At 71.3% G+C, this 18076-nt stretch carries 19 protein-coding genes and 2 pseudogenes; 15 read left to right on the top strand and 6 right to left on the bottom strand.

Annotation, left to right across the window (positions count from 1 at the left end; genetic code table 11):
- On the bottom strand, positions 1 to 199 hold a 199-nt coding region (locus ACWDY5_RS21500; RefSeq protein ID WP_449723941.1), incomplete at its 3' end, for a hypothetical protein.
- Between the two features lie 172 nt (positions 200 to 371).
- Between ACWDY5_RS21500 and ACWDY5_RS21505 the strand changes: the two genes are divergently transcribed.
- Genes ACWDY5_RS21505 through ACWDY5_RS21525 form a run of 5 tightly spaced genes read left to right on the top strand, consistent with a single transcriptional unit; the run spans position 372 to position 5929 of the window.
- Positions 372 to 1328, top strand: a complete 957-nt coding sequence (locus tag ACWDY5_RS21505) for an ABC transporter substrate-binding protein (protein WP_449723942.1) — start codon at positions 372 to 374, stop codon at positions 1326 to 1328.
- A 29-nt stretch (positions 1329 to 1357) separates the two neighbouring features.
- Positions 1358 to 2902, top strand: a complete 1545-nt coding sequence (locus ACWDY5_RS21510) for a sugar ABC transporter ATP-binding protein (protein ID WP_449723943.1) — start codon at positions 1358 to 1360, stop codon at positions 2900 to 2902.
- Positions 2899 to 3912 (top strand): ABC transporter permease, encoded by a 1014-nt coding sequence (locus tag ACWDY5_RS21515; protein WP_449723944.1) that lies wholly within the window; start codon positions 2899 to 2901, stop codon positions 3910 to 3912. Before ACWDY5_RS21510 ends, ACWDY5_RS21515 begins: the two co-directional genes overlap by 4 nt.
- Complete coding sequence (gene yjfF, locus ACWDY5_RS21520) at positions 3909 to 4916, top strand: galactofuranose ABC transporter, permease protein YjfF (protein ID WP_449723945.1); 1008 nt, start codon at positions 3909 to 3911, stop codon at positions 4914 to 4916. Before ACWDY5_RS21515 ends, yjfF begins: the two co-directional genes overlap by 4 nt.
- A gap of 17 nt (positions 4917 to 4933) precedes the next feature.
- Entirely contained in the window at positions 4934 to 5929 is a 996-nt protein-coding gene (locus ACWDY5_RS21525) for a TerC family protein (RefSeq protein ID WP_449723946.1), read from the top strand.
- Here the strand turns inward: ACWDY5_RS21525 and ACWDY5_RS21530 are convergent.
- Complete coding sequence (locus ACWDY5_RS21530; protein ID WP_449723947.1) at positions 5921 to 6409, bottom strand: GNAT family N-acetyltransferase; 489 nt, start codon at positions 6407 to 6409, stop codon at positions 5921 to 5923. The genes ACWDY5_RS21525 and ACWDY5_RS21530 overlap by 9 nt on opposite strands.
- Positions 6410 to 6578: 169 nt before the next feature.
- Here ACWDY5_RS21530 and ACWDY5_RS21535 point away from each other — a divergent pair, with 169 nt between their 5' ends.
- Positions 6579 to 7958, top strand: coding sequence for an FAD-dependent oxidoreductase (locus ACWDY5_RS21535; protein WP_449723948.1), 1380 nt, complete (start codon positions 6579 to 6581; stop codon positions 7956 to 7958).
- On the opposite strand, the gene ACWDY5_RS21540 is transcribed toward ACWDY5_RS21535, so the two are convergent.
- A complete protein-coding gene (locus ACWDY5_RS21540; RefSeq protein WP_449723949.1) occupies positions 7927 to 9255 on the bottom strand; it encodes a carboxylesterase/lipase family protein in 1329 nt (442 codons plus the stop codon). The two genes, ACWDY5_RS21535 and ACWDY5_RS21540, sit on opposite strands and share 32 nt — an antisense overlap.
- A 54-nt stretch (positions 9256 to 9309) precedes the next feature.
- On the opposite strand from ACWDY5_RS21540, the gene ACWDY5_RS21545 reads away from it, so the two are divergent.
- Positions 9310 to 10104, top strand: a complete 795-nt coding sequence (locus ACWDY5_RS21545) for an acetoacetate decarboxylase family protein (protein WP_449723950.1) — start codon at positions 9310 to 9312, stop codon at positions 10102 to 10104.
- Here ACWDY5_RS21545 and ACWDY5_RS21550 read toward each other — a convergent pair.
- Entirely contained in the window at positions 10091 to 10360 is a 270-nt protein-coding gene (locus ACWDY5_RS21550; protein WP_449723951.1) for an aldehyde dehydrogenase family protein, read from the bottom strand. The genes ACWDY5_RS21545 and ACWDY5_RS21550 overlap by 14 nt on opposite strands.
- 75 nt (positions 10361 to 10435) lie before the next feature.
- On the opposite strand from ACWDY5_RS21550, the gene ACWDY5_RS21555 reads away from it, so the two are divergent.
- From ACWDY5_RS21555 to ACWDY5_RS21585, 7 genes and pseudogenes are all read left to right on the top strand, one after another.
- Positions 10436 to 11893, top strand: coding sequence for an aldehyde dehydrogenase (locus tag ACWDY5_RS21555; protein ID WP_449723952.1), 1458 nt, complete (start codon positions 10436 to 10438; stop codon positions 11891 to 11893).
- Positions 11893 to 12780, top strand: coding sequence for a DODA-type extradiol aromatic ring-opening family dioxygenase (locus ACWDY5_RS21560; RefSeq protein WP_449723953.1), 888 nt, complete (start codon positions 11893 to 11895; stop codon positions 12778 to 12780). Before ACWDY5_RS21555 ends, ACWDY5_RS21560 begins: the two co-directional genes overlap by 1 nt.
- Before the next feature lie 2 nt (positions 12781 to 12782).
- Complete coding sequence (locus ACWDY5_RS21565) at positions 12783 to 13628, top strand: fumarylacetoacetate hydrolase family protein (protein ID WP_449723954.1); 846 nt, start codon at positions 12783 to 12785, stop codon at positions 13626 to 13628.
- Between the two features lie 9 nt (positions 13629 to 13637).
- A pseudogene (locus ACWDY5_RS21570) lies at positions 13638 to 14392 on the top strand (SDR family NAD(P)-dependent oxidoreductase).
- 19 nt (positions 14393 to 14411) lie between these two features.
- A pseudogene (locus tag ACWDY5_RS21575) lies at positions 14412 to 14681 on the top strand (transposase); the annotation flags it as partial.
- 296 nt (positions 14682 to 14977) lie between these two features.
- Positions 14978 to 15409, top strand: a complete 432-nt coding sequence (locus ACWDY5_RS21580) for a DUF3592 domain-containing protein (protein WP_449723955.1) — start codon at positions 14978 to 14980, stop codon at positions 15407 to 15409.
- 429 nt (positions 15410 to 15838) lie between these two features.
- Positions 15839 to 16270 carry a hypothetical protein gene (locus ACWDY5_RS21585; RefSeq protein ID WP_449723956.1) on the top strand — a complete coding sequence of 144 codons (432 nt, stop codon included), beginning with the start codon at positions 15839 to 15841 and terminating at the stop codon, positions 16268 to 16270.
- On the opposite strand, the gene ACWDY5_RS21590 is transcribed toward ACWDY5_RS21585, so the two are convergent.
- Complete coding sequence (locus ACWDY5_RS21590) at positions 16218 to 16967, bottom strand: alpha/beta fold hydrolase (RefSeq protein ID WP_449723957.1); 750 nt, start codon at positions 16965 to 16967, stop codon at positions 16218 to 16220. The genes ACWDY5_RS21585 and ACWDY5_RS21590 overlap by 53 nt on opposite strands.
- 128 nt (positions 16968 to 17095) lie before the next feature.
- Between ACWDY5_RS21590 and ACWDY5_RS21595 the strand changes: the two genes are divergently transcribed.
- Positions 17096 to 17551, top strand: coding sequence for a GNAT family N-acetyltransferase (locus ACWDY5_RS21595; RefSeq protein WP_449723958.1), 456 nt, complete (start codon positions 17096 to 17098; stop codon positions 17549 to 17551).
- Here the strand turns inward: ACWDY5_RS21595 and ACWDY5_RS21600 are convergent.
- A complete protein-coding gene (locus tag ACWDY5_RS21600; RefSeq protein ID WP_449723959.1) occupies positions 17529 to 17756 on the bottom strand; it encodes a hypothetical protein in 228 nt (75 codons plus the stop codon). The genes ACWDY5_RS21595 and ACWDY5_RS21600 overlap by 23 nt on opposite strands.
- Positions 17757 to 18076 lie beyond the last annotated feature (320 nt).

Raw genomic sequence — 18076 nt, forward strand, 5'->3', positions numbered from 1 at the left:
GGCTGGCCGCGTCGCCGTGGCCGGCAGCGGGGGCCACGGCGAACGCGGGGTCGGTGTCCGCCGGTTGCCCGGCGAAGGTGGAGCCGGCCAGGGCGTGGTCCGTCGGCACGGCCTGTGCGGCTGGCGCCGCGGCGGCCAGCGCGAGGGCGAGTGCCAGGGTGGTGAGCAGGGGGCGGGAGCGAGCAGGGGTTACCGGCATGACCGTGCTTCCGTCTCGAAGGGGAAGGTGCTCCGGGTCACAAAAGTGAGCGCTAACATAACCAGGGCTCAGAGAGGTGTCAACGTCGCGACATTCCCGTTACCGACAGCTTGACGGGGAAGTTGTGAACGCTCACTCTTGTGGCCCACCAACCGCTCCATCGGAGGAATCCGTGCTGAAGAAGATCACGACCGCCGCCAGCGTGGTCCTGTTGAGCGCACTCGCCGCCTGCGCCGGTGGCCAGCCCGCCGGTCCGGGTGGCGCGACCACCATGGGCTTCGCCCAGGTGGGCGCCGAAAGCGGTTGGCGCACCGCCAACACCAAGTCGATCCAGGAGGAGGCCAAGGCCGCGGGGATCGAGCTGAAGTTCTCCGACGCGCAGCAGAAGCAGGAGAACCAGATCAAGGCGATCCGCTCCTACATCCAGCAGAAGGTCAGCGTGATCGCGTTCAGCCCGGTGGTGGAGACCGGCTGGGACACCGTGCTGCTGGAGGCCAAGCGGGCCAACATCCCGGTGATCCTGACCGACCGGGCGATCGACTCCGAGGACACCTCGCTCTACCGCACCTTCCTCGGCTCGGACTTCGTCGAGGAGGGCCGCAAGGCCGCCGACTGGCTGCTGGCCAACTCCCAGGGCCCGGTGAACGTGGTCGAGCTCCAGGGCACCACCGGCGCGGCCCCCGCCATCGACCGCAAGAAGGGCTTCGAGGAGAAGATCGCCGCCCGGCCGGAGGTCAAGGTGGTGGCCTCGCAGACCGGTGACTTCACCCGCTCCGGCGGCAAGCAGGTGATGGAGGCCTTCCTGAAGTCCACCCCCAAGATCGACGTGGTGTACGCGCACAACGACGACATGGGGCTGGGCGCGATCGAGGCGATCAAGGCCGCGGGCAAGACCCCTGGCAAGGACATCCGGATCATCACCGTGGACGCGGTCCGGGACGGCATGCAGGCGCTGGCCAACGGTGAGATCAACTTCATCGTGGAGTGCAACCCGTTGCTGGGCAAGCAGCTGATGGAGCTGACCAAGAAGGTGCTCGCGGGCGAGCAGGTGCCGGCCCGGGTGGTCACCGAGGAGGGCACCTTCACCAGCGAGCAGGCCAAGGCCGCGCTGCCGACCCGCCAGTACTGACCCAGGAGCCGGACGACGAAGGCCGATCCATGACCGAGTCCCCGACACCCGCCACCGAGCCGGTCGTCGACATGCGCGGGATCTCCCTGTCCTTCCCGGGGGTCAAGGCGCTGCAGGAGGTCGACTTCCGGCTGTTCCCCGGCGAGGTGCACGCGCTGATGGGCGAGAACGGCGCGGGCAAGTCCACCCTGATCAAGACCCTCACCGGCGTGCACACCGCGGACGCCGGAGTGGTGCGCCTGCACGGCGAGGTGGTCGAGTTCTCCTCGCCGGGGCAGGCCCAGCAGGCCGGGATCAGCACGGTGTACCAGGAGGTGAACCTGTGCCCCAACCTCACCGTGGCGGAGAACATCCTGCTCGGCCGGGAACCGCGCAGGTTCGGCCGGATCGACGGCAAAGCCATGCGCGCCAAGGCCGCCGGGCTGCTGGCGCGGATCGGGCTGGACATCGACCCGGCCTCCGCGCTACACGTGCACCCGATCGCGGTGCGGCAGCTGGTCGCGATCACCAGGGCGATCGCGGTGGACTGCCGGGTGCTGGTGCTGGACGAGCCGACCTCCAGCCTGGACACCGAGGAGGTGGCGGAGCTGTTCCGGATCATCCGGGTGCTCCGCGCCGAGGGGGTGGCGATCCTGTTCGTCTCGCACTTCCTGGACCAGGTCTACGCCATCGCCGACCGGATGACCGTGCTGCGCAACGGTTGCCTGGTCGGCGAGCACCGCACCGCCGAGCTGGACCGGCGGTCGCTGGTGGCCGCGATGCTCGGCCGTGAGCTGGGCACCCTCGCCGAGATCGAGCGGGCCGCGCACCAGGAACGCCCGGCCGCGCCGGTGCTGCTGCGCGCCGAGGGACTGGGCCGCAGGGGCGCGATCGCGCCGTTCGACCTGGAGGTCAGGGCCGGGGAGATCGTCGGGCTGGCTGGGCTGCTCGGCTCCGGCCGCACCGAGCTGGCCAGGCTGCTGGCCGGGGCCGACCGCGCCGACTCCGGCAGGCTGCTGGTCGACGGCAGGCCGCTGCGGGCACGCGGGCCGCGCGGCGCGATCGCGGCCGGGATCGGCTTCTGCTCGGAAGACCGCAAGGGCGAGGGGCTGGTCGCCGACCTCAGCGTGCGGGAGAACCTGGTGCTGGCCAGCCAGGCCGCCCGCGGCTGGGCCCGGCCGCTGCCCCGCCGCACGCAGGACGAGCTGGTGGCGGAATACCTTGCCGCACTGGACATCCGCCCGGCCAACCCGGAGGCGCCGGTGGGTTCGCTCTCCGGCGGCAACCAGCAGAAGGTGCTGCTGGCCCGCTGGCTGGTGACCAAGCCCCGGCTGCTGATCCTGGACGAGCCGACCCGCGGCATCGACATCGGCGCCAAGGCGCAGATCCAGCAGCTGGTCACCGACCTCGCCGCGGACGGCATGGCGGTGCTGTTCATCTCCGCGGAACTGGAAGAGGTGGTCCGGATCGCCGACCGGGTGGTGGTGCTGCGCGACCGGCACAAGGTCGCCGAGCTGGACGGCGCGAGCACGAGCGTGGACGAGGTGGTCGAGCTGATCGCCAGCGGAACGGCGCCGGAAAGGGCGGTCTCGTGAAGTCCCGGCTGTGGTGGCCGCTGCTGGCCCTGGGCGGGCTGCTGGCGCTCAACCTGGTGCTGGCGCCCGCGTTCTTCGCGCTGCGCTTCCAGGACGGGCACCTCTACGGCAGCCTGGTCGACGTCCTCAAGAACGGCGCGCCCACCCTGCTGGTCGCGCTGGGCATGACCCTGGTCATCGCCACCCGCGGGGTGGACCTCTCCGTCGGCGCGGTGGCCGCCATCGCGGGCGCGGTGGCCTGCACGCACCTGGCCGGCTCGGCCGATCCCGGCGGAGTGGGCACCGCGGTCACCGCGATCGCGCTGGCGCTGGGCCTGTGCCTGGTGCTGGGCCTGTGGAACGGGTTCCTGGTGGCCGCGCTGGGCATCCAGCCGATCATCGCCACGCTGGTGCTGATGACCGCGGGCCGTGGTCTGGCCATGCTGCTCACCGAGGGCCAGATCGTCACCGTGGACAACAGCGCCTACCGGGCGGTCGGCGCCGGTCACCTGGTGCTGCCGGTGTCGATCCTGATCAGCGCCGCCGCGGTGGCCGCGATCGCGCTGCTGACCAGGCGGACCGCGCTCGGCCTGCTGATCGAGTCGGTCGGGGTGAACCCGGAGGCGAGCAGGCTGGCCGGGGTGCGCTCCCGCCGGATCATCTGGACCTGCTACGTCTTCGCCGCGCTGTGCGCGGGCGTGGCCGGGCTGATGATCAGCTCCAACGTGAGCGCGGCGGATGCCAACAACGCCGGGCTGTGGATCGAGATGGACGCGATCCTGGCCGTGGTCATCGGCGGCACCTCGCTGGCCGGCGGCCGCTACTCGGTGGCCGGGACCGTGCTCGGCGCGCTGATCATCCAGACCTTGACCACGACCATCCACACGGTCGGCGTCGCCCCGGAGGTCACCCTGGTGCTCAAGGCGATCGTGGTGATCTGCGTGTGCCTGGCCCAGGCGCCGAAGGCCCGCGCGCTGCTGCTGCGCCTGGCGCCCGCCCGTGCCGAGACCACGAAGGCGGCCACGCCGTGACCAAGACCTTCCTGCCGGCCCGGTTCCGACCGGTGCTGATCACCTACGCCCTGTTCGCGCTGGTCTTCGGGGTTGGCGCGGTGGCCTACCCGGGTTTCGCCAGCGGTCAGGTGCTGCTGAACCTGTTGGTGGACAACGCCTTCCTCGTGGTGCTCGCGGTCGGCCTGACCTTCGTCATCCTCACCGGCGGCATCGACCTCTCGGTCGGCTCGGTGGTGGCGCTGTCCACCATGGTCACCGCGACCGGGCTGCGGGCGGGCTGGCCGGTGCCGGTGGTGGTGGCCGCGGTGCTGGCCATCGGCTCGGTGCTGGGCCTGCTGATGGGGCTGGTGATCCACCACTTCGACATTCAGCCGTTCATCGTCACCCTGGCCGGCATGTTCCTCGCCCGCGGCCTGTGCTTCGTGATCAGCGTGGAGTCCATCCCGATCAAGGACCCGGCGTTCCGCGCGGTGGCCACCGCCACCCTCGGCCTGGGCGGGCTGAACATCACCTACGGGGTGCTGATCGCGCTGCTGACGGCGGCGGTGGCGGCCTACGTGCTGCACCTGACCCGCTTCGGCCGCACCGTCTACGCCGTCGGCGGCAGCGAGGCCTCCGCGCGGCTGATGGGCCTGCCCGCCGGGCGGGTCAAGGTCGGCGTGTACGTGATCAGCGGGTTCTGCTCCGCACTCGGCGGGCTGCTGCTGAGCGTGTACATGCTCTCCGGCTACAGCCTGCACGCGGTGGGCATGGAGCTGGACGCGATCGCGGCGGTGGTGATCGGCGGCACCGTGCTCACCGGCGGCGCGGGCTACCTGGCCGGATCGCTGGCCGGGGTGCTGGTGCTGGGCGTGATCCAGACCCTGATCTCCTTCCAGGGCACGCTCAGCTCCTGGTGGACCAAGATCGTGATCGGGCTGTTGCTGCTCGCGTTCGTGGTGGTACAGCGAGTGCTGCCGGGCGCCCGGCGGGCAACTGATGCGGTCACACCGGCGGGTCGGTCCGCCATCGCGGCACGGTGACCAGGTTGACTACGGACATGCTGGAGATCAGTCTTCTCACCTGGTCGGTGACCATCAGCCTGGTCATCGCCCTGCTCGCGATCGACCTCATCCTGGCCGCGGTTCGCCCGCACAAGGTCGGCTTCGGCGAGGCGACCACCTGGTCGGTGATCTACGTCCTGGTCGCGATCGGCTTCGGTATCTGGTTCGCCTGGCAGTACGGCGGGCAGTTCGGCACCGAGTACTTCGCCGGTTACATCGTGGAGAAGAGCCTCTCGGTCGACAACCTGTTCGTCTTCGTGATCATCATGACCACCTTCGCGGTGCCGGAGGAGCACCAGCACAAGGTGCTCACCTTCGGCATCGTGCTCGCGCTGGTCATGCGCGCGATCTTCATCGCGCTGGGCGCCACGCTGCTGTCGCTGTTCTCCTTCATGTTCCTGCTCTTCGGCCTGCTGCTGGTCTTCACCGCGGTGCAGCTGTTCCGACACCGCAACGAGGACCCGGACGTGGAGAACAACATCATGGTGCGCACCGCGCGCCGCCTGTTCCCCACCACCGACACCTACGTCGGCGGCAGGCTGTTCACCAAGGTCGACGGCAAGCGGCTGGCCACCCCGCTGTTCGTGGTGCTGCTGGCCATCGGCAGCGTGGACCTGCTCTTCGCGCTGGACTCCATCCCCGCGGTCTTCGGCGTCACCGAGCAGCCCTACATCGTCTTCACCGCCAACGCCTTCGCCCTGCTCGGCCTGCGCGCGCTGTACTTCCTGGTCAAGGGCCTGCTGGACCGGCTGGTCTACCTGTCCACCGGTCTGGCGCTGATCCTGGCCTTCATCGGCGTGAAGCTGATGCTGCACTGGGCGCACGTGGACATCGACGAGCGGGTGCCGGAGATCTCCACCGCGGTCAGCCTCACCGTGATCATCGGCGTGCTGGTGGTGGTCACCGTGGCCAGCCTGCTCAAGACCCGCCGCGACCCCACCGCCAAGGCGCACGCCGGTTCCCTGCGCGCCCACCGGGAGGACTCAGACTGAGCCCAGCGCCCGCTCGAACCGCAACCCGGGACGGCCACTGAGCACCACCTCACCGGTGACGGTGAACCCCGCCTTGGTGAGCACGGCCCGCGACCCGGCGTTGTCCACCGCCGCCCGTGCCCACAGGGAGGTCAGCCCGTAGTCCGTGGCCGCCAGCGCGCAGATCTGGTTCACCGCGCTGGTGGCCAGGCCACGGCCAGCCGCCTTCTCCGCGATCCGGAAACCCAGCTCGGCCGAGCCGTCGGCCAGGTCGAGCAGGTTGACCCGGCCGAGCACCTCGCCGTCCTCGGCCACCAGCAGGTGGAAGCGGCAGATCCCGGCTTCCTGTTCGGCGAGCAGGGCCTGGTGGCGTTCGGCGAAGCGGGCGAAGTAGTCGTCGCCGCGGTCAGGCACGGAGGCGGCGAAGTAGGCGCGGTTGGCCCGCTCGAAGGCGAGCACGGCGGCCTCGTGATCGGCGCGGAGGCGGTGCAGTTCCGGCATCAGGGCACTGTATCGCGCGACCCGGACCGTCCACTGTGGTCGGCTGGAGCGGACCGCGGGAGGAGCCGATCGCCGGGGAATCTTTCCACGACGGCGTGCGGAGTTCGGAGGTGGCACAGTGGGAACGCACAACCGCCGGTCGTTCGCCGAGCGCTCGGAAAGGTCACCCATGCCGATGCCTCGCCTGGAGCACGCCCTCATCCTGGGCGGCGGCCTGGCCGGAACACTGGCCGCCTTCGCCGTGGCCGGGCACGCCGACCGGGTCACCGTGGTCGACCGCGACCGGTTCACCGAGGGCAGCGCCCACCGCAAAGGCGCCCCGCACGCCCGCCACACGCACGTGCTGGTCTCCGGCGGCGCCCGCGCCATCGATGCACTGGCGCCCGGCACCACCGCGAGCCTGCTGGCGGCCGGGGCCCAGCTGATCGACATACCCGGCCGGTACCTCACCATGGCCCCGCAGGGCGGCTGGTTCCCCCGGTTCCCTGGCAGCCAGTTCATCCTCGGCTGCAGCCGGGCCCTGCTGGAAACGACGCTGCGCGCACGGCTGCGGGAGCACGAGCACGTCAGGCTGCTGGAGAACACCGACGTGGCCGGCCTGACCGGTGACCACACCGCGATCACCGGGGCTCGCCTGCGCACCCGGCCCACCGGCGAACTGGGCGCGGTAGCGGCCGATCTGGTCGTCGACGCCACGGGCCGCGGTTCCGGCGTCCTCGACTGGTTGACCGAGCTCGGCGTGCCGGCTGTGCCGGAGTCCGTGGTCGATCCCGGCATCTTCTACGCCACCAGGATCTACCGGGCGCCAGCCGCGGCCGGATCGGCGTTTCCCGGCGTCAACGTGCAGACCAGTCCGGCGCGCGATCCCGGTGTCCGGCGCGGCGGGACCCTGATCCCGATCGAGGACGGCCTGTGGACGATCACCGTGGCCGGTGCCACCGGCGACCACCCCGGCCTCGATGACGAGGGCTTCCACGCGTTCGCGGCGAGTCTGCCCGATCCGGTGCTGGCCGAGCTGATCGCCGCCGCCGAACCGGTCGGACCGGCCTTCGGCTTCCGCGCCCACGCCAACCGTCGCCGTCACTTCGAGCGGCTCCGCCCAGCGCCTGGCGGGTTTCTCGTGCTCGGTGACGCCCACGCCACCTTCAACCCGATCTACGGCCACGGGATGTCCGTGGCGGCCCTGGCAGCCCTCGCCGTCCGGGACGGCCTGCCGGGCCACGGCACCGCGGCGATCCAGCGGGCCATCGCCCGTACCTGCGACAGCGCCTGGCGGATGGCCACCGGCCAGGACCTCCGCTACCCCCAGACCACCGGCCCGCGCCCAGGGCCGGCCTCCCGCCTCGCCCACCGGGTCCAGGACTGGATCAATGCCAAGGGCATGCACAGCCGGACCGTGGCGACCACGCAGATCGACATCTTCAGCCTCACCGCCCCGCTCACCCGCGCTCTGCGGCCGCGGTTCCTGCTGAGCGCGCTGTTCAGCCCCCAGCGTCCCGGCCTGCCCGCGCCACCGTTCACCGACCAGGAGCGTCGCGTGCTGGACTGATCACCGCGGGCGGGACCAGCCGCACCAGCTCGCTGGGCACGTCGAAGGCCATGGCCTGCCGCTCGTCAAGGGTGTAGCCGGGCCAGCCCGCGTCACCGGTGCGGGCGAACCGGACCCACGCGGTCTGCGCCGCCGCCACCAGCTCCCGCTGCTGCTCCGGCGGGCCGGCCAGCAGCGGCGACCCGGCGAAGGCGTCCAGCGTCCCGAACACGTAGGGCAGTTCGGCGCAGTGGTAGACGCCCTCGTCATCGGGCCAGCGCCACCAGTAGAACGGGGCCGGCCTGCCGAGCTCGGCCCGGCGTTCGGCCAGGCCGAAGCTGCCCGCGACGAAGTGCGCGGCGAAGGCCCGCGGCGGGATGTGCGGGGGCAGGCCGTCCATCCGCTCCCCCGCGGTGCAGCCGATCATCAGCTCCAGCCCGGGCAGGCCACCGGCGATCGCGGCCGCGCCGGGAGCCGTGGTCAGCACCCGGCCGTCCACGTGCGGGACGAACGCCGGGCCGCCGGGTGAGATGGTGCGCCACTCCGCGGCCGCGGCCAGCTGCGCCGTCAGGACCTGGTCGGCGGACAGGGCGCGCAAGGCCGTCAGGTCGCCGTCGGGCACGCCGGCCGCGGTGTGGAAGACCTCTGATGCCAGGGTGGCGCGGTCCTGCTGGCCCGCGTCGACGTCGAACGGGGTGCTCTGCAGGATCGCGCGCCGGAACAGGCCGCGGGCACCGGGCAGGGTGGCCAGGGCGAGGATGGAGTAGGCGCCCGCGGACTGTCCGGCGAGGGTGACCTGGGCGGGGTCGCCGCCGAAGGCGATGATGTTCTCGCGCACCCAGTTCAGCGCGGCGAGCTGGTCCAGCAAGCCGAAGTTGCCCTCACCCTCGGCGGTGCGCAGGTAGCCGAGCGCGCCGAGGCGGTAGTTCACCCCGACCACGACCAGGCCGCGGCGGGCCAGGTGTGCGCCGGAGTAGCAGGCGGCCGAGGCCGAGCCGAGCTGGAACAGGCCGCCGTGCAGCCACACCAGCACCGGCAGGCCCTCGGCGTCCGCCGGCGCCCAGACGTTGACGGTGAGGCAGTCCTCGCCGAAGCCGGGCACCGCCTTGGGCACCAGCCGGCTGGGCGCGGGGTCCTGGAGCGCGGCCAGGCCGGGCGCGACGGCCGGGCGGACGCCGGTCCACGGCAGGACCGGCGCGGGGGCGGCCCAGCGCAGGTCGCCGACCGGCGGGGCGGCGTACGGGATGCCCAAATAGGCGCGGACGCCGCTGGTCAGGACGCCGCGCAAGGCACCGGAGGTGATCGACACCGTGGTCATGCCCGCATTCTGCCAGCCGTTGTGTCGTTTGGCCCCAAACGTTATAACTGGGGCATGCAGGGCTTCCTCTACCCGCGCACCCCCAGCGGCCGGGCCGCGCTGGTGCCGCCGCCCCCGTGGCACTACTCCGGCGACCTGCTTACCGTGGAGTACCGCACCGACCCGGCCAAGGTGGCCGCCCTGCTCCCGCCGCCGCTGCGGCCCGCGCCCGAGGATCCCGGTGCGGTGGCGGTGATCTGGGCCGACTGGCAGTCCTGTTCGGACGGTCGGGCCGAGCTGCTGGACCCGGTGCGCAGCCAGTACCGGGAATGTTTTGTGGTGGTGCGCTGCGAGTTCGAGGGCCGGGTCTACTCGCGGTGCGTCTACATCTGGGTGGACAAGGACTTCGCCATCGCCCGCGGCCTGCACCAGGGCTACCCCAAGAAGCTGGGCAGCATCCACCAGACCCGCCCGCACCCCTACGGCCCGGCCCCGCGGATCGAGCCGGGGGCCCGCTTCGGCGCGACCCTGGCGGCAGCAGACCGGCGACTGGCCGAGGCGGTGGTGGAGCTGGTGGAACCCGCTGAGCGCAACGGTTTTGTCAACGCCCACCCGATGGCCCACCACCGCTGGCTGCCCGGCATCGAACGCGGCGGCCCGGATGCGCTGGCCCAGCTCATCTCCTCCGGCGCGGCCTCGGTGGAGACCGGGCAGCCCTGGCGTGGCACGGCGGAGCTGCGCCTGTTCGACTCCCCCACCGAGGAGCTGGCCGACCTGACCGTCGAGGAGCCGCTGGGCGCCTACTTCTGCCAGGTCGGCGCGGCCTGGGACGGCGGCGCGGTGCTGGCCGAGCGGGTCACGGCAGGCTGATCCACGTCGTGGTCAGATAGGGCGCGCGGGTCCTGGGCGCGAGTCCGGACCAGCGCGGGAAGGCCGCCCGCGCCGCCATCACCGCACTGTCCATTTCGGACTCTCCAGCCACCCCGACCTCGGCTAACAGCCTGCCGTCCCGGGGCGAGAACACCGGCAGTGAACCCGTCACCGGCACGAAGTCGCCACCGAGGCACACCCCGGCCGGATGCCGCAGCGCACCGGCCCGTTCCACCCACTGCTCCCGAGTCAGCACCGCGCCTGCACCCTTGACCCATCCGGCCGCACTCCGTACCGTTTGGACCCAAACGATATTCCGGGAGGCAGCGAAATGCCACAGCAGGCCGGGCTCGCGGTGGACCCCGGACACTGGATCGGCGGCCGCAGGCACGCCTCGGCGGCGACCTTCGCCGACCACTCCCCCATCGACGGCACCCCGCTCGGCGAGTTCGCCCGCGGCGGCGCGGCGGAGGTCGACGCGGCGGTCAGCGCCGCCCAGCAGGCGTTCCCGGCCTGGGCGCGGACCTCACGGGAGGAGCGCGCCCGGCTGCTGCACGCCATCGCCGACGGCATCGAGGCCCGCCTGGACGAGCTGGCCACCGCCGAGACCCTGGACAACGGCGCGCTCCTGCGCTCCCACCGCACCAGCGTGATCCCCAGGGCCGCGCACAACTTCCGGTTCTTCGCCGACTGGCTACTGGACGGCCTGCACCGTCCCGACCTGGACACCAGGGGCCACCGCAACCGGATCAGCTGGGACCCGGCCGGGGTGTGCGCGCTGATCACCCCGTGGAACGCGCCGCTGATGCTGGCCACCTGGAAGATCGCGCCCGCGCTGGCCGCCGGGAACACCGTGGTGCACAAACCCGCCGAGTGGTCCCCGCTGACCGCCTCCCTGCTCGCCGACATCACCGCGGACGCCGGCCTGCCCGACGGCGTGTTCAACCTGGTCCAGGGCCTGGGCGCGGAAGCGGGCGAGGCCCTGACCCGGCATCCCGGCGTGCGGCGGATCAGCTTCACCGGCTCGGTGCCCACCGCCAGGACGATCGCCGCCAACGCCGCCGCGCGACTGACCCCGGTCTCCCTGGAACTGGGCGGGAAGTCACCGCTGCTGGTCTTCGCCGACGCCGACCTGGACCTGGCGGTGGAACTGGCGATCGAGCAGTACGACAACGCGGGCCAGGTGTGCCTGTCCGCGGTCCGGCTGCTGGTCGCCGAGGAGGTGCACGAGGAGTTCCTGCACCGCTTCCTGGCCAGGGCGAGCCTGCTCCGGCAAGGCGATCCGCGACTGCCGGAAACCGACCTCGGCCCGCAGGTCCACCAGCGCCAGTTCGACCGGATCGACGGGTTTGTCCAGCGCGCACTGGCCGAAGGGGCGACCGCGCTGCTCGGCGGCGGCCCCAACACCGACCTCGGCGGCCTGTACTACCGGCCCACCCTGCTCACCGGCGCGGTGCCGGGCAGCGAGATTCTCACCGAGGAGGTCTTCGGCCCGGTGCTGACCCTGCAACGCTTCCGCACCGAGGCCGAGGCGGTGGCACTGGCCAACAACACCCGCTTCGGCCTGGCCGCCGCCGTGGTCACCGGCGATCCCGAACGGGCCGAACGGGTCACCCACGACCTGATAGCCGGCACGGTGTGGGTGAACTGCTTCTTCGTCCGCGACCTGCGCGCGCCCTTCGGCGGCAGCCGGGAGTCCGGGATCGGGCGCGAGGGCGGCGACTGGAGCTTCGACTTCTTCTGCGATGTGAAGAACACCGTGTTCGCGCCGAACGGCTGGGGGCAGTAGTGGGTGAGGTGGTGGGCGCCGGCCTGCTCTCGCACGTGCCGACGATCATGCTCGACGAGCGGGTCCGGCGAGAGCTCAACAACGGCAAGGACACCACGCTGGTGGCCGGGCTCCAGCGGCTGCGCGCCGAGGTGTTCGACACCCTGGACTACGACACCGTGGTGGTGCTCGACTCGCACTGGGCGACCACGGTGGAGTTCGTGGTCACCGCGCACGACCACCGCGCCGGGCTGTTCACCTCCGAGGAGCTGCCCCGCGGCATGTGCCGGATCCCCTACGACTTTCCAGGCGACCCTGAACTGGCGCACGCGATCGCCGCGCACGGCGAAACCAGGGGCACCTGGATCACCCCGATCGCCGACCACCACCTGCCGATCCTCTACGCCACGGTCAACCTGTGGCACTACCTCGGCGCGCCCGGCAAGCGCTGGATCTCCATCGGCGTCTGCCAGACCGCCGACGAGGAGGACAACCTGCGGCTGGGCCGGGCACTGGCCGACGGCATCGCCGCCACCGACCGCAAGGTGCTGCTGCTGGCCTCCGGCGCGCTCTCGCACACCTTCTGGCCACTGCGCGAACTGCGCGCGCACGAGGCCTCCGGGGTCGAGCACATCTTCACCCCGGAGGCGGCCAAGGCCGACCTCGAACGCATCGACTGGTTCGGCGCCGGTGACCACGCCCGGGTGCTGGACACCATGCCGGAGTTCCGGAAGTTCAAGCCGGAGGCGGGTTTCGCGCACTACCTGATGCTCGCGGGCGCACTCGGCGAACGCCGGTGGAGGGCGCCGGGCCGGTTGTTCTCCGCCTACGAGAACGCTATCGGCACCGGGCAGGCGCACATCTGGTTCGACCGTCCGGCCACCGGCTGGACCGGCGAAGGGGCCTGACCGTGGTGGAGTTCCGGCGCATCCTGCTCGACGGCGTGGTCACCGAGGCGCACCGGGTGGGCGAGCGGCTGGTCTGCCGCGACGGCCGCGCCGTGCACGTGGACCAGGCCACGCACCTGTCCCCCGTGCTGCCCAGCAAGATCATCGCGGTGCACCTGAACTACCGCAGCCGGGTCGAGGAGTTCGGCACCACGCTGCCGCCCGCGCCGACCTACTTCCACAAACCGGTCTCCGCGCTCAACGCCCACGGCGGCGACGTGGTCCGCCCAGCAGGCTGCCGGTTCCTCAACTACGAGGGCGAGATCGCGGTGGTGATCGGCCGCACCTGCCGCAACATCGCGCCGGCCGAGGCCGCCACGCACATCGCCGGGTACACCGTGGCCAACGACTACGGCCTGCACGACTTCCGCGACACCGACGCCGGATCCATGGTGCGGGTCAAGGGATCCGACACCCTCGCCCCGCTCGGCCCCGGCGTGGTCCCGGACTGGGACTTCCGCGGCAAAGGCATCCGCACTCTGGTCAACGGCACGGTCGTGCAGGACGGCAACACCGACGAGATGCGCTGGGACATGCACTACCTGGTCGCCGACATCGCCCGCACCATCACCCTGGTCCCCGGCGACGTGCTGCTCACCGGCACCCCGGCCAACTCCCGCCCGGTCCAGCCCGGCGATGTGGTGGAGGTCGAGGTGGAGGGGCTTGGCGTGCTGCGCAACCGGATCGTCACCGGCCCGGAGCCGGTCCGGGCCGATGTGGGCGCGCAGCCGACCGAGTCCGAGGAGGTCCGCTCCACCGCGCTGGGCGGCGACTGGGAGTTCCGCGGCATTCGCCCGCCCAAGCGGTAGGTTGGCCCGATGTTGCTGGAGCACAAGCAGGCCGTCATCTACGGCGCGGCAGGCCAGATCGGCAGCGCGGTAGCCGCCGAGTTCGCCCGCCAGGGCGCCACCGTCCACCTCACCGGCCGCACCCGATCCCGCCTGGACGCCCTGGCCGAGGCCATCCGCGCCGAGGGCGGCCGAGCCGAGGTCGCCGTGGTGGACGCCCTCGACGAGGCCGCGGTGGACGCACACGCCGCCGAGGTGGTGGCCCGGCACGGCAGCCTGGACATCAGCTTCAACCTGATCACCCACGGCGACGTCCAGGGCATCCCGCTGGAGCAGATGTCCACAGTGGACTTCATGACGGTGGTGGACACCGCCGTGCGCACCACCTTCATCACCGCCCGCGCCGCCGCCAGGCAGATGATCCCGCGCCGCTCCGGCGTGATCCTCACCTTCGGCGGCAAGGGCGACCCACCGGCCGGCTACCACCTGGGCGGCCTGCAGATCGCCTTCGACGCGGTGGACTCACTGCGCCGCACCATGGCCAACGAGTGGGCCGCCACGGCATCCGCGCGGTCACCCTGCTCACCTCCGGCGTGATCGACTCCGTCCCGGGAGAGGCGGCGGGGATGGCGGAGGTGCTCCAGGACATGGTGGAGAGCACCATGCTCAAGCGCGCGGCGACCAGGGCGGACGTGGGGCGGGTGGCGGCGTTCGCGGCCTCGGAGCACGCGCGCACCATCACCGGCTCCCCGATCAACATCAGCTGCGGCGCGATCGTGGACTAAGTAATCAGTTCAGAATGAGCTGGCGTGTCGGCTTGAGCCGCTGATCCCGGTACGCCCGAGGCGCTTCCGTCATCCCGGTCGCAGACGTGCCGATGACCGGGCGGCATTGGAGGGCATCCTGTACGTGGTGCGCACCGGCATCGGGTGGAACCGATTGCCCACCACCCTGTTCGGCGCCTCGGGCGCGACGTGTTGGCGGCGACTGACCGAGTGGCATGAGGTCGGGGTGTGGCAGGAGTTGCACGAGCGGCTGCTCGCCGAGTTGCGAGCGGCAGGGCTGTTGGACCTGTCCGCGATCTGGTGCCGCAGGGCCAGAATCTCCGCGTCCTTGTCCCTCAGGGGTAACAAGCGCAGCAGCGCGAAGCATCGGTCACGGTCAGGTACGCCAGTCGGAGCAGCACAGCCAGTCATCATGCTGCGTCAGTCGCCGAAGCTGTGGATCACGAGCACTCTACGGGCTATCCGAGTCCCTTTGCCCTGCTCACGCTTCTCACCCGCATGGATGCGGTTATCGGCAGGCGCAACGCCGGGGCGCGGCGCGTCATGGCGGGTTTGGGGAAGTGCGCGGCGAGGAACCTCGCACCCATGGGGAACTTGTCGTCCCGGCGTCCGCCGGCGTGGTTGTTCGGGTTGGTCGGCGCGATCGTGATCGGGGGCTTCGCTTGGGCGGCCTACCAGGTGTGGAGCAACGACCAAGCGTTGGCCGAGCGCGGCCAGCGGGCGATGGCCAAGGTGGTGGACACGAACAAGCGTGACGAAGTGGAGTTCCGCACCCAGGACGGCAGGCAGGTGCGGGCGTTGATCGGGCAGCGGCTGTCCGGTTCCGCGGTCGCGGTGGGGGAGGAGATCGAGATCGTCTACGACCCCGCCGACCCGACGTCGGATGTCGACGACGCGCGAGCGACCGGCGACCGGTCCTTCGCCTACCTGATGTCGGCCATCACGATCTTCGCCGCAGCGGCCATTTCCGCGGTGACCTGGCACCTCGCCCGGATGTCGAGGACAAAGGTCCGATAGCCCTTCCACCCTGTGCCGCTCGAAAAGTCATCGCTGCTGGCCAAGCGGCATACCCGTACTCGTTGAGGATGCCGCCGAGGATGCGGGTGCGGTTTGCGGGTGTCGAGGTCGTGGACTGCGGTGGGGTGCTGCTGAGCTCCGGCGATAGCTGGTCACGGGCTTGATGGGGTCGGTGTCGGTTGTAGTGGTCTTCGTAGCTCTTCAGGACCTGGCGTGCGTGGGCTTCTCCCAGGATCAGGATGTGGAAGACCACCTACACCTACGACCTGGCAAGCGGCCGCGTGACCCGCATCCTCGCACCCGCCGCGCCCGGTGGTCACTGCGCAGCCTGGTGGCATCGCATTGGCTGATCGAGCACGGCTTCGATCCGGACGCGCCGGGGTGCGAGTTCGACGTGCTCAGATCCCGGATGCGGGAACCCTGAGTTGCGTGACATCCCGCGGCTGGCCGTATCCGTTCCAGGAGGTCCGCTGGAACTACATCGCCGAGTACGTCCACGAGTACGCCGCCAGGGAACGGGGTTTCCGGCACATGGCCGACCTGGTGGACAGCATCCTGGCCCGCGGCGGCGCGGCCCAGCTGGCCGGGCTCACCTCGATGTACGACCTGCTGGTCACGCCCCGCCCGGTGCCGAAGACCGCCCCGGTCCAGGTCGTCGCCGTCCGCACCCACGTTGGCACGAACAGCGTCCTCATCGAGCACCTCTCCTACACCGGCCACAACGACCGGATCCGCCGCCCGGTGGCGGAGACCGTGCCGCTGTTCTGGCAGTTCACAAGCGAGAAGTTCGGCGTGCGACCGAACCCGCTCAGCCCAGGAACCGGTCGATCATCGGCAGCAGCAGGTCCGTCCGGCGGATGACGTCCATGTGCGTGGTCTGCGGCAGCACCGCCAGGTGTGCCTGCCGCAGGTGATCGTGGAACTCCACCGCGTGCGAGAGCTTGATGAAGTCCTTGTCCCCCACGATGAGCAGCGTCTCCGCGGTGATCGTGTTCAGCTGCTCGGGCGTCCACCCGGTCCAGCCGTGCACGGTGACCTGGAGGTTGGCCATGAACTTGTCGAAGTGGTCCGGTTCCGGCGCGACCGCGCGGTAGGCCTGCACCATCGCGGCGAAGTCGGCTTCGGTGGGCAGCAGGTCCGAGGTCTGGGCCGGGTCGGTGATCTCCGGCTTGTACCCGTCCGGGTGGAAGTGGGTGGCCGCCGCGACCACCCGGCCGGCCCGCGCGGGGTGGTCCAGCGCGACCTGCACCGCGACCAGTCCGCCCAGGCTGAAGCCGAACAGGTCCGCCTGCTCGACGCCCAGGTGGTCCAGCACGCCCACCACGTCGGCGGCGAACTCGGCGATGGTGCCGGGCCGGTCGCGGTCGGCGGTGTGGCCGTGGCCCTGCAGCTCGATCGCGATCACCTGGCGTTCCTCGGCCAGTGCGCCCAGCAGCGGGCCGAAGGACAGGTCGATGGTCAGCGCGCCGCCGTGCAGCAGCACCAGCGGGCGGCCCTCGCCGTGCACCTCGTAGTAGACGGCCAGGTCGGACAGCGGGGCGTAGCCGGTGGTGGTCATGGTCTTCTCTCCTTGGTTGGCACCTTCACCAGCATGGACGAGCGCCGGACACCGAACTCATCGGCGACACGCTGTGGGCTGGGTCACAGCACCGGGTGGCGGCGCGCCCGCCGGAGTGGACTGGCCGCATGATCACCGTGGCCCCCGCCGATCCGGCGCAGCTCCCGGCCCTGGTCCGCCTGCTGACCGGCTACCACCTGGCCACCGAGGCGGAGAAGGGCAGCCCGGTCCCGGACGCCTCCGCCCTGCCCGAGCACTACCGCCGCGAGATCCTCGACCCAGCCACCGCCTTCGCCGGGGACCTGGTGCTGCTGGCCATTGCGGAGGAGCCGGTGGGCTGTGTGGTGCTCACCCCGGACGCCGAGCTGAAGCGGCTCTGGGTGGATCCGGCCTGGCGGGGACGCGGGGTGGCGCGGCGGCTGACCGAGGCCGCGGTGGCCGCCGCCGGGACCGGGGTGCGGCTGTCGGTGTGGCGGTGGCGGACCGGGGCGATCGGGCTGTACCGGCGGCTGGGGTTCACCGAGGTCGAGTCCTGGGACGAGCGGGACGGGATGGTGTGCTTCAGACTGGCCGGGTCACGGTGACCTCGATGCCCAGGGTGGTGTGCGGGCCGAGCACCTCGCACTCCACGATCTCATCCGGCGGGTTCAGGTTGCCCAGCGCCGCGATCGGCCGCGGCAGCGGCGACTCCAGCCACACCTCCAGCGACGAGCCGCCATCCGGGTACTCGGCCATGCGCGCGCTGCCTGGGAAGCCGAGCTTGCTCACGGTGCGCTGACGCGGCACCACCGCGCGGTCGCCCCATCTCCGGCAACCACATCACGCTGCGCGCCGAGGAGTACAAGGGCAGGGTGGCCACCGGCAAGGGCATGCGCGGCATCGGCGTGTTCGCGGTGGAGAGCAACGAGGGAGCGCCCAGCATCGGTTTCCGCAACCTGCTGGTGGCGGGCAACACCATCCGCTATCCGCTGGAGCACGTGGCGCTGGACTACGTGTTCCTGACCGAGCTGGAACGGCGGGCCGGCGCGATCTCCTTCGCCTTCCACAAGACCACCGCCGCGAACGCGGTGTACGAGAACGTGCGGATCACCGGCAACGTGGTGCACGAC

It is taken from the genome of Crossiella sp. NPDC003009 (assembly GCF_053591555.1).